The 13,092-nt window shown below is 42.7% G+C and carries 13 protein-coding genes and 1 pseudogene; 8 read left to right on the top strand and 6 right to left on the bottom strand.

Translation table 11 applies throughout. The annotated features are described in order from the left end of the window. Nucleotides 1-223 precede the first annotated feature (223 nt). Nucleotides 224-2,200: a methyl-accepting chemotaxis protein gene (locus C0J08_RS19130; protein ID WP_212653490.1), complete on the top strand. Its 1,977-nt coding sequence runs from the start codon at nt 224-226 to the stop codon at nt 2,198-2,200. Between the two features lie 62 nt (nt 2,201-2,262). Next, nucleotides 2,263-2,742, top strand: coding sequence for a peroxiredoxin (locus C0J08_RS19125; RefSeq protein WP_212653489.1), 480 nt, complete (start codon nt 2,263-2,265; stop codon nt 2,740-2,742). A gap of 70 nt (nt 2,743-2,812) precedes the next feature. On the opposite strand, the gene C0J08_RS19120 is transcribed toward C0J08_RS19125, so the two are convergent. The 3 genes from C0J08_RS19120 to C0J08_RS19110 form a co-directional block, all read right to left on the bottom strand. Further along, nucleotides 2,813-4,081 carry a TRAP transporter large permease gene (locus C0J08_RS19120; RefSeq protein ID WP_212653488.1) on the bottom strand — a complete coding sequence of 423 codons (1,269 nt, stop codon included), beginning with the start codon at nt 4,079-4,081 and terminating at the stop codon, nt 2,813-2,815. Between the two features lie 2 nt (nt 4,082-4,083). Beyond that, nucleotides 4,084-4,557 (bottom strand): TRAP transporter small permease, encoded by a 474-nt coding sequence (locus C0J08_RS19115; protein ID WP_212653487.1) that lies wholly within the window; start codon nt 4,555-4,557, stop codon nt 4,084-4,086. A gap of 82 nt (nt 4,558-4,639) precedes the next feature. Further along, entirely contained in the window at nt 4,640-5,653 is a 1,014-nt protein-coding gene (locus C0J08_RS19110) for a DctP family TRAP transporter solute-binding subunit (RefSeq protein ID WP_212653486.1), read from the bottom strand. Between the two features lie 659 nt (nt 5,654-6,312). On the opposite strand from C0J08_RS19110, the gene C0J08_RS19105 reads away from it, so the two are divergent. The 6 genes from C0J08_RS19105 (at nt 6,313) to C0J08_RS19080 (ending at nt 11,320) form a co-directional block, all read left to right on the top strand. Then, nucleotides 6,313-7,320 (top strand): amidohydrolase family protein, encoded by a 1,008-nt coding sequence (locus tag C0J08_RS19105; protein ID WP_212653485.1) that lies wholly within the window; start codon nt 6,313-6,315, stop codon nt 7,318-7,320. Nucleotides 7,321-7,349: 29 nt separating this feature from the next. Next, nucleotides 7,350-8,027, top strand: a complete 678-nt coding sequence (locus tag C0J08_RS19100; RefSeq protein WP_212653484.1) for a 4-carboxy-4-hydroxy-2-oxoadipate aldolase/oxaloacetate decarboxylase — start codon at nt 7,350-7,352, stop codon at nt 8,025-8,027. Then, nucleotides 8,020-9,108 carry a 4-oxalomesaconate tautomerase gene (locus C0J08_RS19095; RefSeq protein WP_212653483.1) on the top strand — a complete coding sequence of 363 codons (1,089 nt, stop codon included), beginning with the start codon at nt 8,020-8,022 and terminating at the stop codon, nt 9,106-9,108. Before C0J08_RS19100 ends, C0J08_RS19095 begins: the two co-directional genes overlap by 8 nt. Before the next feature lie 82 nt (nt 9,109-9,190). Beyond that, nucleotides 9,191-10,063, top strand: a complete 873-nt coding sequence (locus C0J08_RS19090; protein WP_212653482.1) for an amidohydrolase family protein — start codon at nt 9,191-9,193, stop codon at nt 10,061-10,063. A 46-nt stretch (nt 10,064-10,109) separates the two neighbouring features. Beyond that, complete coding sequence (locus C0J08_RS19085) at nt 10,110-10,472, top strand: protocatechuate 4,5-dioxygenase subunit alpha (RefSeq protein ID WP_212653481.1); 363 nt, start codon at nt 10,110-10,112, stop codon at nt 10,470-10,472. Beyond that, nucleotides 10,472-11,320, top strand: coding sequence for a class III extradiol dioxygenase family protein (locus C0J08_RS19080; RefSeq protein WP_212653480.1), 849 nt, complete (start codon nt 10,472-10,474; stop codon nt 11,318-11,320). The genes C0J08_RS19085 and C0J08_RS19080 overlap by 1 nt, the downstream gene beginning before the upstream one ends. An 85-nt stretch (nt 11,321-11,405) precedes the next feature. Here C0J08_RS19080 and C0J08_RS19075 read toward each other — a convergent pair whose 3' ends face one another. From C0J08_RS19075 to C0J08_RS22930, 3 genes and pseudogenes are all read right to left on the bottom strand, one after another. Beyond that, nucleotides 11,406-11,567: a hypothetical protein gene (locus C0J08_RS19075; RefSeq protein WP_212653479.1), complete on the bottom strand. Its 162-nt coding sequence runs from the start codon at nt 11,565-11,567 to the stop codon at nt 11,406-11,408. Between the two features lie 6 nt (nt 11,568-11,573). Further along, the gene (locus tag C0J08_RS22935) at nt 11,574-12,278 is read right to left on the bottom strand and encodes a methyl-accepting chemotaxis protein (RefSeq protein WP_502711635.1); all 705 of its coding nucleotides are present in this window, start codon (nt 12,276-12,278) and stop codon (nt 11,574-11,576) included. Continuing rightward, nucleotides 12,276-13,043, bottom strand: a pseudogene (locus C0J08_RS22930) (MCP four helix bundle domain-containing protein); the annotation flags it as partial. The pseudogene C0J08_RS22930 and the gene C0J08_RS22935, both read right to left, overlap by 3 nt. Nucleotides 13,044-13,092: the final 49 nt, after the last annotated feature.

Raw genomic sequence — 13,092 nt, 5'->3', positions numbered from 1 at the left:
ATGCTCAATCTACCAGATTGGTGGATTGAAAGAAATCTATGCTGGTTTTATGAGCCAAGCTTTGTCTTTTATAAGGTATTTTTGATAGCCAAGGGTAGATACTCATTGTAAACAAAGTGTTATTGTTCTTTCTGTATAATCGGTCAAGTTTTGTGTTTTGAAAAGACTGATTGTGTAAATAGATAAAGAAAAATTTAGAGCAGATTTAATTTAGAGGTCGATTATGTCGTTATCCGTCATTCAAAGGATTTTATTTGGCTTTGGTATTTTATTAATACTTTTGCTGATGATTGCTGCATCTGGATTTGTAGGCATTAACAAAATAGAAGATAGATTAAATGTGGTAACAGGAAAAGTCGCCAACATTTCATCGACTAGCAACGAATTAAAAGAAGATGTCAGTTTAGCGAATGCGGTGGTTTTGCAGTATTTGTTAAGTAAAACTCCTGATTCATTGGAGGATTTATCGACACGCTTTTCGTCGTATAAGCAAGAATTTAATGATGTGTCTGGTCAGTTGTCAGAACAATTAAAAGAGCTACCAAGGATGACGCAAACGCTAGCCAATATAGAATCAGAGGTAGAACATTTCTATGGTTTTACCGATGTTGCTTTCTCTAATCATAAAAGGATGCTGGAGCTGCAAGCGGCTATTCCAGATGAAAAGCTTGACCTGAAAGACGCTATTACTTTTGCGGTAGAAGATTTGGGCATGTTGGTAACAGACGGTGATACACCGGAAATTCAGTTTGCTGCATCCTATATGCACAGCCAAATTGAAAGCCTTCAGGTGACTGTGAATGATTATTTTGATGTGCGTAGCCTGGATAGGATGCAGGAGTTGCGCGATGCTATGGCTTCCAACATTGCGAGTTTGAAAGATAAACAGTCCTATTTAAACGATGACAACATCAATGGTTTGATCAGTGAAGTAGAGAATAGTGTGTTATCCGATGATGGTGTCATCACAAAGTATTATGAAAATACTCATTTAGTGCAGGAGTCTGAAGTCTTGGCTAAGCAGCTTTCAGATAGCATGGAATTGGTGAATACCTCGGTGCAGCAATTATTATCTGAAGCCACCGAAATGGGGGTAAGTGCTAAAAAAGAAGCCTCTGATGCGGCAACATTATCGACCATTATTATTGAAGTGGTCTTAGTCGTTTCCATTATTATTGCCGTGCTGGTGGCTTTATGGGTGAGTCGTAGTATTCGTCTTCCACTAAAAGAAGTGATGACGGTATTAGGAAAAATTTCAGATGGTGATTTTACTCAGCGTAGTAAGGTTAAAACCAAAGATGAGTTTGGTGAATTATCTACTTGGGTAAACGGATTGGTTGCCAAGCTACAGACGGTGATGTCCGAAATTGACCAGGCTTCAAATGAGGTGGCGGAATCCGCTGGTAGCAATGTTCGTTTGGCGAGTGATTCTAAACGCATAATGGGCGCGCAGAATGAAAGAACCACCGAAGTGGCTTCTTCTATGTCTGAGATGGTGTCTACGGTTGATCAGGTGGCTAAAAGTTCGGAAGTTATTTTGCATCAAATTCAGTCTGTTGATCAAAGAGCCACACAGAATCGCTCACAAATGGATTCTAATATTCAAAAAATTGAGCACCTACTTGAGCAAATTGAAGAATCAACCGTTGTAGTGAATCAGCTTGATGAACATTCGAAGAGTATTGATCGGATTCTTGATGTGATCCAAGACATTGCAGAACAGACCAATTTACTGGCATTGAACGCGGCAATTGAAGCAGCGCGAGCTGGGGAGCAGGGCAGAGGTTTTGCCGTTGTGGCAGATGAGGTGCGCACCTTAGCAACTCGAACGCATAGCTCTACGGAAGAAATTCAGCAAGTGATTGCGCAATTACAGCAAGGCGTATCGAGAACCGTTGGCAGTATGGAAGATAGTCGAAAGAGTGCGGTTTCAAGCGCAGAAGAAGCACGTTCAGTCGGTGCCTCTTTGGCTGATTTACAAACTAATATGGCTGAAATACGTGATTTAAGTACGCAAATTGCGACGGCCGCGGAAGAGCAATCGGCTGTGGCCCAAGAAATTAAACAAAATGTGTTAGAAATTTCTGAAATGTCGGAACAAGCTGCGGCGGGTTCGGATCAAAGTGAGAGAGATAGTGAAGGTTTATCTAAGCTGGCTTCTCATCAGAAACAACTACTTAGTCAATTTAAGATTGTTTGATGGTTTTTCTCAGTTAGGTTGCGTTAATATTAAGGCAACCTAATTCTGTGGAGATAACGTTTATGTCGATTCATATGGGTGATATGTTGCCGCATGGCTCGTTCCAAATAATGGGTGAAGAAGGGCCAGAAACAATCGATGTTATAGAGTTTTTTTCCGGTAAAACTGTTCTGATGTTTGCCGTACCTGGCGCTTTTACGCCAACCTGTAGTGCCAGCCATTTGCCTGGTTTTGTTGTGCATTTTGATGCGCTAAAAGAAAAAGGCGTAGATGAAATTATTTGTTTGTCTGTAAATGATGTCTTTGTGATGAATGCATGGGGCAAGGCCAATAACGCCGAAAACCTAATCATGGCAGCCGATGGTTTGGCTGAGTTTACTTGTTCTATGGGATTAGAGCTGGATATCTCCGCGGCTAAAATGGGTATTCGCAGTCGCAGATACGCTATGTTAGTGACAAACGGCATTGTTCAGCAGTTATGGCTGGATGAGCCCGGCGAATACAAAGTGAGTTCTGCTGAGTACGTCTTGTCTCAGCTATAAGTCATCTACTTTTTCGTCAAATAGAAAACGACGCACACATGGCGTCGTTTTTTTTGGCAACTTATTCGTGTTAATAACCGAATAAGGTGGGTAAGAAGGTTACTGTGCTCGGCACAAAAGTGATTAAGATCAAGACCGCCAATTCAACTAAGAAAAGCGGCATAATTTGTTTAGAAATAGCCGCTATCCCAACGTTAGCAATCGAATTAGAAACGAATAAGCAAATCCCCATTGGTGGTGTGACAAGGCCGATCATCAGGTTGAAAATCACTACGATACCAAAATGAACGGGATCAATACCAAGACTCATCGCGATAGGGTGCAGAATTGGGAGTAGTATTAGCATAGCCGCGATCCCTTCGAGGAACAGGCCTACAACTAACAAAATAATGTTCACCAGTATCAAGAACATCCAAGGGCTTGAAACTTGTTCTAGAACCATCTGGCTGATGGTTTGTGGCACTCTTGAGAAGGTGAGTAACCAGTTTGCGGCTGCGACTACACCAATCACAATAAGAATGACTGATGAGTCACGCATTGCACGAGTAAAAATGCTAGGCAAACTCGATATTTTCAAACTTTTCAGAATGAACATACCCGCTAATAACGCATAAGCAGCAGCAAAGGCAGCGGCTTCCGTTGGTGTAACAATACCGGTTAGGATTGAACCAACGATAAATATTGGCATGAACAGTGGAATCCATGCTTCTACAAATGCTTTCCAACGCTCCTTCATAGACAGTTTTTCTTTTAGGGGGGCGTAATGACCCGCAAAAAAGTAAACGTAAATCGATAAACCGACAGCAAGAAATAACCCAGGTGTTACCCCTGCAAGAAAAAGGGCTGGGACTGATACGCCAGTGGTGATTAATGCGTAAATAATGACTGGGATGCTCGGCGGTATCATTGGCCCGATAACCGACGAGGCGGCTGTGAGTGCTGCGGCAAAAGAACGTGGATAGCCCTCTTTTTCCATGGTAGGAATAAATACGCGCCCTAACGCTGAGGTATCCGCTACCGCTGAGCCAGATAATCCGGCAAAAATGACTGATGCCCATATGTTTACCTGAGCAAGTCCTGCTTTCATGTGACCAACTAATGCATTCGCAAAGTTAATAATTCGGCTAGTGATGCCACTTTCATTCATCAACTCACCAGCAAGCACAAAAAGAGGGATAGCTAAAATAGAGAATGAGTCCAGACCACTGAAAATACGCTGGGCAACAAGGCTCACATTAAACGGTAGGGTGTAAATATGGCCAACAATACCCAATAAAATAGCGAATGCAATGGGGCTACCAATCACTAAAAGGACAATAAGAATCCCGAAACCTAGCATGATTATTGTCCTTTTTCTAACGTGTTGGATTGAAAGTAGTCGACCAGTCGAATCGCAGCCGCGATGACAAGGCAGACTCCGCCGATGACCATGGCGGCCTGAAAATAATACATTTGAATACCTGTGCCGGGAGCTTGTATTCCACCACGTTTCATCATGAAAATGTAGCCAGAATAGGCGAGTACGCAACCACTAACGAGTGCAATAATGTCAGAGATAACATTTAAGGCATGGCGAACTTTAGTAGAGACCATGTCTTCTAAAAAGCTAAAACGAATATGGATACCTTCTAAATAGCATAATGTTGTACCAAACATGGTGCCGTATATCATGGCGTATTTTGCGACTTCTTCACTCCACTGGATGGGCGAGTTAAATAAGTAACGGCTCAAACTGCTGATTAAAATAACGCCAAAGATAACGAATAAGGAGGTACCAGTTAGGGTGGCGAGAGTATTTTTATAGAGGCGTTTCATGGTGAGCTTTCCGGATTGTAACGAAGGAAAACAATCGAAAGCGATAAAAACGCTTTCGATTGTCCGATTTCAAGTGTTGTTCTTATTGCGAATTACTAGCGACTTTTACCGACATTTGAACACGCTCGATCCACTCTGGTTGTACTTCACCTTTTAACCAGTTGATCACGGCAGGTTGTGCAATATCACGGAACTTGGCCATTTGTGCTGGTGTAGGTGTGGTAATTTGCATTCCGTTTTCAGCCAGAGATTTTAGACCTTTTGCAGAATTAAATTGCTGTACTGCACGACCCAGAGTACCTGCAACCTTCGCCGCACGGTCAATAATAGCACGGTCTTCATCACTCAGTGATTGATAAAGATCTTCATTGATTAATAAGAAATCGGTGCCGTAAACGTGGCCATCCAGTGTTAGGTATTTTTGGAATTCATAGAATTTATTTGCTTCGATAACACTGACTGGGTTTTCTTGTCCGTCAACAACGCCTGTGGTTAATGCGGATGGGACTTCAGGCCATGCAATTGGCGTTGGTTCTGCGCCCATTGCTTTCACCATTTCCACGTAGAGGGGGAGCGTTTGAACACGGATTTTTAAACCTGTTAAATCTTTTGGTTCTGCTACCGGACGTTTTGAGTTAGTAAAATTACGGAAACCTGTCTCACCATAAGCAAGAGTGCGTAGCCCACTTTCTTTTAAGCAATGTTCAGACAATGCTTTGCCGAAGTCACCATCGAGTACTTCCCAAGCAACAGGAGCAGAGGGGAATAGATAAGGAATTTCTAATACAGCCGCTTCTTTACAGACTTTAGCAAAGGCACCTGAAACCATCGTCATGCTTAATGTGCCATCTTGTGTGGACTGAACCAAGTCTGTCTCGCCACCAAGCTGACCGGACGGGTAAACATTGACTTCAATTCGGCCACCAGATTCTGCTTCCACAAGATTTTTGAAGACTTCAGTGGCCGCACCTTTTTTCGATGTGGTCCATTCTTGAGGATCAACGTGACCGATAGTAAGGGTGAGATCCGCTGCGCTCACGCTACTTACAGCGCCCGCTGCAATTAAACCCAGTGTAATTTTTTTTGTTAGATTCATTTTATCTCTCCAAGCTTGGGGGTCTTAGGTCCCAGTGATTTATTTTTGTATTTTCTACTTTTCTTCGTAGTAACGCAGCCAATCCTATCATTTAAGCAGCATCGTTGAGCTTGTAAATAATATAGGATCATTTTCAAAATACCCTATATTTTTTCTAAAAGCTCATAAAGTGTTAATGCGAACTTTGTCGACATTGGCACTTTGTATTCAATTCTTATCTGTATTTTTGGGCTGCTTTCTTGAGCTGCATCATCAAAATGTCGTAATTTCTGTCTTTTTAGAAATGAATTTTTTATGTCTCTCGTATATCGAAAAAGGAATACGAAAAAATACGAGGTACTTTGTGAATTTAAAAAAACTATATATATCAATATGATAATTGGGTTGTCGGTAATCAAAAACGAAGCTGTTTGGTGGAAGTATTTAAAATAAATAATAAAAATGACGAAATGTCACTGCTGTATTAAAAAGCAGCTATATCAAAATGCAATACCCTTTCGGCCAAAATGAAATAGCCAAATCGACACAGTGCAAGAATACTCTGGGATAGATTGTGATTGAGCGACTGTGTTCATAAAGTAAGTGTAAAGCATATGACAGATGCCATACTTTTTGCTTAGCAGCGTTTGTTACCCTAAATAAGAATAGAGAGTAGTAACATGATTATAGATTGCCACGGACATTATACGACGACACCACCAGGTGTCGGTGAATATCGCGATAAACAAAAAGCACAGGTTGCTAAAGATCCTGCTTTTGTGGGGGAAAAAGGTAAGGTCATTGTTTCTGACGACGAAATTCGTGACAGTATCGTGAAAAACCAATTACGTTTACAGCAAGAGCGTGGCACTGATCTAACTATCTTCTCTCCTCGTGCTAGCTGGATGGGTCATCATATTGGCAATGAATACACGAGCCAATATTGGACTGAGCACCAAAACGATTTGATTCGTCGTGTCTGTGATCTTTTCCCAGAAAACTTTGCCCCAGTTGCTCAGTTACCTCAATCTCCTGGTGTTGATCCAGGTAAATCAGTTGCTGAAATTGTGCGTACTGTTGAAGAAATGGGCTTCATTGGTATCAACTTGAACCCAGATCCAAGTGGTGGTTATTGGCAAGATCAATCTTTGGCTGATCGCTCTTTTTATCCTATCTACGAAAAAATGTGTGAATACGATATTCCTGCCATGATTCACGTGAGCGCGGCCTGTAACGATTGCTTCCACACAACGGGTTCACATTATTTGGGAGCGGATACCACAGGCTTCCAACAATTAATGATGTCGGATGTTTTTAAAGATTTCCCAGAATTAAAAATTATCATTCCGCATGGCGGTGGCGCTGTGCCTTATCACTGGGGACGTTTCCGCGGTATGGCACAGGATCAAGGCTTTGACCTTGCCGAACGCGTGTTAAACAACATTTATTTTGATACCTGTGTTTACCATCAGCGTGGTATCGATCTATTGCTCGACATTATTCCGACGAAAAACATCTTGTTTGCTTCTGAGATGATCGGCGCGGTACGCGGTATCGACCCAGAAACAGGTCATTATTTTGATGACACGAAACGCTATATCGATAACAACACAGTGTTATCCGCTGAGCAGAAACAAGCTATTTTTGAAGACAATGCTCGACGTGTATTTAGTCGTTTAAAAGCCTAAGACTCTCTATTAGGAGCGAGGAAAGAATCATGCGTAATAATGTAGTAGTGCAAAATATTGAACGTGCCGATCAAGCGGTGATTGATGGTTTGGCAGAGTGTGGTGTGGCCACCATTCACGAATCCCAAGGTCGTGTCGGTTTGTTGGCTCATTACATGCGTCCAATCCAGATGGATAAAACCATTGCGGGGTCAGCGATCACTATTTCAGGTGCCGCGGGTGATAACTGGATGATGCACGTGGCGATCGAACAGTGCAAAGCGGGAGATGTCATGGTGTTTGCGCCTACATCGCCTTCTAATCATGGTTTCTTCGGCGACTTGTTGGCGACATCAGCACAGTCTCGTGGCGTGGTTGGTTTGATCATCGAAGGGGGCGTTCGTGATACCCGTGATCTGCGTCAAATGAACTTCCCTGTTTGGTCGAAAGCGGTCTTTGCAGAGGGTACGATCAAAGAAACGGTTGGCTCTGTGAATGTGCCTATGGTTTGTGCTGACGCCTTGATTAATCCTGGTGATGTCATCGTGGCTGACGATGATGGTGTGGTGGTGGTTCGTCGTGAAAATGCCGCTGAGGTATTAGAGCTGTCACGTAAACGCATGGCGAATGAAGAGTCAAAACGTGTGCGTATGGCCAATGGTGAGTTGGGCTTAGATATTTATGAAATGCGTCCTCGCCTTAAAGAGAAAGGTCTGAAATATGTCTAAGCAGGCAGGCGTTTTAAAAAGTGCGCCTTGTATGTGGATGCGTGGCGGCACATCAAAAGGGGCGTATTTCTTAGCGGATGATTTGCCAGTCGATGTGGATGCTCGTGCGCAATTTTTATTGCGGGTGATGGGCTCCCCAGACGATCGTCAAATCGATGGTATTGGCGGTGCGGATCCATTGGCATCAAAAGTGGCGGTAGTGAAAAAATCAACCCGTGACGATGCTGATGTGGACTATTTGTTCCTGCAAGTATTTGTTGATCAAGCGGTTGTTACCGATGCACAAAACTGCGGCAATATTCTTGCTGGCGTGGCGCCTTTTGCTGTAGAGCGTGGTTTGGTTGCAGCACAAGAAGGCGAAACCTCTGTGCGCATCTTTATGGAAAATACTGGAAAAATTGCCGTAGCACGTGTCGCCATAAAAGACGGCGAAGTTCAATACGAAGGGGAAGCTCGTATCGACGGCGTTCCTGGATTTTCTGCCGCCGTTCCCATTGAGTTCAAAGATACCGCGGGTTCTAGCTGTGGCGCTTTGTTACCAACGGGGAATGTGGTTGATGTGATTGATGGTGTAGAAGTGACCTGTATCGATAACGGCATGCCTGTGGTGATTATGCGTGCAGCGGATATGGGGATTACGGGTACTGAATCACGCGAAGCGCTGGAAGCCAATGAAGCATTAAAAGCCAAACTGGAGTCGATTCGCTTACAAGTGGGTCCTATGATGAACTTGGGTGACGTGAAAGAAAAATCGGTTCCTAAAATGACCATGGTGAGTGCGGCTACGAATGGTGGCGCGATTTCAACGCGTACCTTTATTCCTCATCGCTGTCATGCCTCTATTGGTGTATTGGGAGCGGTAAGTGTGGCGACTGCGGCTATTTTGAAAGGTTCGCCAGCGAATGATGTCGCAAATTATGAACCGAGTGCTCGTATGACGCTGGATGTCGAGCATCCCATTGGTGCGATGACTGTGATTCTAGATCAAGAAGAAAATGGTGACTTAGGTTCAGCAGCTATTTTACGTACCGCGAGAAAGTTATTTGATGGGCAAGTGTTTGCTCACAGCAACGGGCTTTAGTGGCTGATCGAGTGATGATACAACGACCTGTCGAACAAATAGACAGGTTCATTAGAACGAATAATAAGACAGGTATTTGAACATGATGGACAAAGATTATATTCCATTTCACCCAAACCCAAGTAAGCCGAACTTCAAGGCACCCGCGGGCGCCGTCGATGCGCACTGCCACGTTTTTGGACCTGCTGATAAATTTCCTTATCATCCAAAACGTAAGTACACGCCTTGTGATGCTTCTAAAGAGCAGTTGTTTGCCTTACGTGACCATCTAGGTTTTGCTCGCAATGTTATTGTTCAGGCCTCTTGTCACAGTACCGATAACTCGGCTCTGATCGATGCTCTGGAAACCGCTGGAGATCTGGCTCGTGGCGTGGCATTTGTTGATGACTCGATCACCCATGAAGAGCTAGAAAAAATGCATGCGGCGGGTGTTCGCGGAGTGCGCTTTAATTTTGTAAAACGCCTTGTCGATAGCACACCAAGAGAAGTGTTTTTCTCAATTGCAGAGAAGATTCGTCCTTTCGGTTGGCACATTGTGGTGTATTTTGAAGCGGCGGATCTAGAAGATTTGATCCCCTTCTTGAAAGAATTGAATACCACGATAGTTGTGGACCACATGGGAACGCCAAACGTAGCCAATGGTGTTGATCACCCGGACTTCCAACGTTTTGTTAACTTCATGGCCGATAATGATAATGTGTGGTGTAAGGTCAGCTGCCCAGAGCGTTTAACTCAGCATGCGCCTGACTATTCAGATGTTTATCCTTTTGCTCGTACCTTGGTAGAAAAGTTCTCTGATCGAGTGTTATGGGGGACGGATTGGCCACACCCGAATATGAAAGTTGAAGCGCCAAATGATGGACATCTAGTGGATGTGATTCCTCATATTGCCCCAACATCAGAGCTACAACAGGCTTTGTTGGTGGATAATCCAATGCGCCTATATTGGTCATAGTAAGTTAACCGTATGGCGAATCAATAAAAATTAAAGGGTATTAGTCATGACAGCAAACGATCCGACTCAACCTATTCCGGGAACTTATTTGTTCAACGGAAAAATGGCAAAGAAAGGCTATGGGCTGAATAAAATGTGTTATTCCTTCAATGAGCAATCGGCTCGTGATGAGTTTAACAAAGACCCAGACGCTTATTGCGCTAAATTTGGCTTAACGGACGCGCAGATTAAAGCGATTCAAGAGCGCGATATCATTGGCTTATTGCAGCAAGGTGGCAGTATTTATTACGTGGCGAAGTTTGCTGGATTGCTTAAATTAAATATGCAAGATATCGGTGCGATTCAAACGGGTATGAGTCTTGAGGATTTCAAAGCCATGTTGGTTAGACGTGGCGCAGGAGAAGAATAATGGCGAATATTATTGGTGCAGTAACGACCTCACACATTCCTGCGATTGCTAATGCAATGGCAAATAAAGCGGAAGAAACGCCTTACTGGAAGCCATTTTTTGACGGTTATCCTCCAGTCCGTAAATGGTTAAATGAAAAGAAACCAGATGTGATTGTGTTGTTCTATAACGATCATGGTCTGGAGTTTTTTATTGATAAAAAGCCTACCTTTGCTATTGGTGTTGCGGATGAGTATCACAACTCAGATGAAGGCTGGGGAATTGCCACTATTCCACCAGTGACTGGAGAGTCAGAGTTGTCTTGGCATATTGCGAATAGCCTAGTTGAAGATGGTTTTGATATGACCATTTGCCAAGAAATGAAAGTCGATCATGGTTTGACAGTGCCCCTTAGCTTGATGTGGCCAGGTAATGATTACGGTCATGTAAAAGTTATTCCGGTTTGCATTAACTGTGAGCAACACCCAATGCCACAACCAAAACGCTGCTACGCATTAGGACAAGCAATTGGTAAAGCGATTGAATCTTACGATTCAGATATGACGGTGGCTATTTTTGGTACAGGTGGTCTATCTCACCAGCTAGATGGAGAAGCGGCAGGCACGCTTAATCGTAAGTTTGACCTTGAGTGTATGGACAAACTGGTAACGGACCCTGAAGAATTAACGAAATATTCCAATTTGGATTTGGTTAAAATGGGCGGCGCGCAAACAGTTGAGCTGAACATGTGGATTGCGATGCGTGGTGCATTACGCGGAAAAGTGACTGAGTTGCATCGTAATTATCATGCACCAATTTCCAACACTGGTGCTGGTCTTTTATTGCTTGAGCATGAAATGCCGAAATAATATATTTTCGTTTTTGAATAAAAATGTATTTGAAAAATGTATCCGCTATCTAGAAAACTAGATAGCGGATTTTTTTTGAAAAGGGTTAGTGAGTTTTGAGTATGAAATGGCTGGCCAACAGGCTTAAATGTTGGCTTTCATTGCTAAGCTCTTTAGAAGCTTGCTTAGCGAGCTGAGCGTTATCGTTAATACTTTTTGCGGCTAAGTGAATGTTGGCGATACTTTGGTTTAATGAAAGCGCCGCCATATTTTGTTATTCTGATGCTACCGCGGTTTGGGCATTCATGTCCGCAATTTGGTTGGTGGCATTCAGTATGTTTTCAATCGAGTTACCGGCCGCAATGGTTTTTTCAATGTCAGCTTGCATTTGCTGATGAGTGTTTTCCATTACCGTCCCTGCAATTTCGGCATTGTTTTGTAGGGTTTGGATCGTTTCATTTATCTGGCTAATAGACGTTTGAGTCTTTTGTGCTAGCTGTCTTACTTCATCGGCCACAACGGCAAAACCACGACCTGATTCTCCTGCTCTGGCGGCTTCAATTGCCGCATTCAATGCAAGCAAGTTAGTTTGGTCTGCTATGTTCGAGATGACCTCCGAGACATTGTTAATGGCCTGACTTTCTTGGCGTAGTTTGTCTATGACAGCCACAGCTTCTGTAATAGATTCGGCTAACTGTGTTGACTGTTTTATCGCGGCATTAACCGATTGATAAGTATTACTTGCTTCATTTTTCGCAATGTTCGCATCATTTGATGCTTGATTTATGTTACCAACGACCAATTCTAATCCTGCTTGCATTTGCGTTGTGGCAGAGGCTGTCTGTTCTATTTCGTGTTGTTGAATATCTAAGTTTTTTGCAGTCTCAGATAAGCGCTCATTAAAGGATAGTGAGGTGTTATCCAGTGTTTTAACGCTGTCTATTATTTTTTCCACAAGGTGAGTTAAGTCGCTTTGCATATTGGCAAAGGTGTGCGCCGCGTCGCCAATTTCGTCACGGCTAAACGATTGCATATTCAGCTCTACACTAAGGTCACCTTTGGCTACTTTTGTCATTTGTTTACTTAATAATGCGAGTGGTATTGTGACTTTACGGGTAATGATGATCGCTGAAAAAATTAAGAAAGTGAGTAAAACAACACCAAGTGCAGAGGTTGTATAAATAAGATTTTGGATGGTGTTAGATTCGGTTTCTTTTATATTTATGGCATCTTGTTTCAAATAATTTTGAAACTCAGTAAGAGAATCCACAATGTCATTAAATGGCGCGAGCATCGGACCTAACATAGTATTACGGGCTTGTTCTATATCGCCTTGATTAATTAAGTCGATATAGTTTTCTTGCATTTTTCGGTAACTTTGAATTTTTGTATTGTATGCTTTGACGAAACTATTTAATTCCGCAGTATCGCTGAGGGTGGCCATTGTTTTTTGTGTTGCGGCCACTTTTTTATTGTTGAAATCAATCGTTTGTAGGATTTTTTTGTGTTCGGATTTATCTTCGGTTAAGCCATAATCTAAGGCAAAACGGCGGTAAGAAACCGTATAAAAACGAAGATCAGAAACGGCGGACAATAAGTTTACATTTCTATTGACGACTGTTCCAAGTTGTTGTTTTACATCATCTATTGCCACCATGAGATACATCCCACAGGCTAAAGTAGAAATAAACAGTATGGAAAAGGTACTTTTTATCGCTTGGCTTATTGATAGTGATTTTAACATAATGCCCTCCTTGAACGCATAACATGCTATGAATTGAATGAGATTCATT

The organism is Marinomonas sp. CT5 (assembly GCF_018336975.1).
In the GTDB taxonomy this organism is placed as follows: domain Bacteria; phylum Pseudomonadota; class Gammaproteobacteria; order Pseudomonadales; family Marinomonadaceae; genus Marinomonas.
The sequence above is the reverse complement of the archived record's forward strand: the minus strand, read 5'-3'. Positions and strand labels throughout refer to the sequence as shown.

What these genes read in the sequence shown, in the direction of transcription:
- C0J08_RS19130 (WP_212653490.1), top strand. Translation starts at nt 224, where the DNA reads ATGTCGTTATCCGTCATTCAAAGGATTTTATTTGGCTTTGGTATTTTA.
- C0J08_RS19125 (WP_212653489.1), top strand. Translation starts at nt 2,263, where the DNA reads ATGTCGATTCATATGGGTGATATGTTGCCGCATGGCTCGTTCCAAATA.
- C0J08_RS19120 (WP_212653488.1), bottom strand. Translation starts at nt 4,081, where the DNA reads ATGCTAGGTTTCGGGATTCTTATTGTCCTTTTAGTGATTGGTAGCCCC.
- C0J08_RS19115 (WP_212653487.1), bottom strand. Translation starts at nt 4,557, where the DNA reads ATGAAACGCCTCTATAAAAATACTCTCGCCACCCTAACTGGTACCTCC.
- C0J08_RS19110 (WP_212653486.1), bottom strand. Translation starts at nt 5,653, where the DNA reads ATGAATCTAACAAAAAAAATTACACTGGGTTTAATTGCAGCGGGCGCT.
- C0J08_RS19105 (WP_212653485.1), top strand. Translation starts at nt 6,313, where the DNA reads ATGATTATAGATTGCCACGGACATTATACGACGACACCACCAGGTGTC.
- C0J08_RS19100 (WP_212653484.1), top strand. Translation starts at nt 7,350, where the DNA reads ATGCGTAATAATGTAGTAGTGCAAAATATTGAACGTGCCGATCAAGCG.
- C0J08_RS19095 (WP_212653483.1), top strand. Translation starts at nt 8,020, where the DNA reads ATGTCTAAGCAGGCAGGCGTTTTAAAAAGTGCGCCTTGTATGTGGATG.
- C0J08_RS19090 (WP_212653482.1), top strand. Translation starts at nt 9,191, where the DNA reads ATGATGGACAAAGATTATATTCCATTTCACCCAAACCCAAGTAAGCCG.
- C0J08_RS19085 (WP_212653481.1), top strand. Translation starts at nt 10,110, where the DNA reads ATGACAGCAAACGATCCGACTCAACCTATTCCGGGAACTTATTTGTTC.
- C0J08_RS19080 (WP_212653480.1), top strand. Translation starts at nt 10,472, where the DNA reads ATGGCGAATATTATTGGTGCAGTAACGACCTCACACATTCCTGCGATT.
- C0J08_RS19075 (WP_212653479.1), bottom strand. Translation starts at nt 11,567, where the DNA reads ATGGCGGCGCTTTCATTAAACCAAAGTATCGCCAACATTCACTTAGCC.
- C0J08_RS22935 (WP_502711635.1), bottom strand. Translation starts at nt 12,278, where the DNA reads ATGCAAAGCGACTTAACTCACCTTGTGGAAAAAATAATAGACAGCGTT.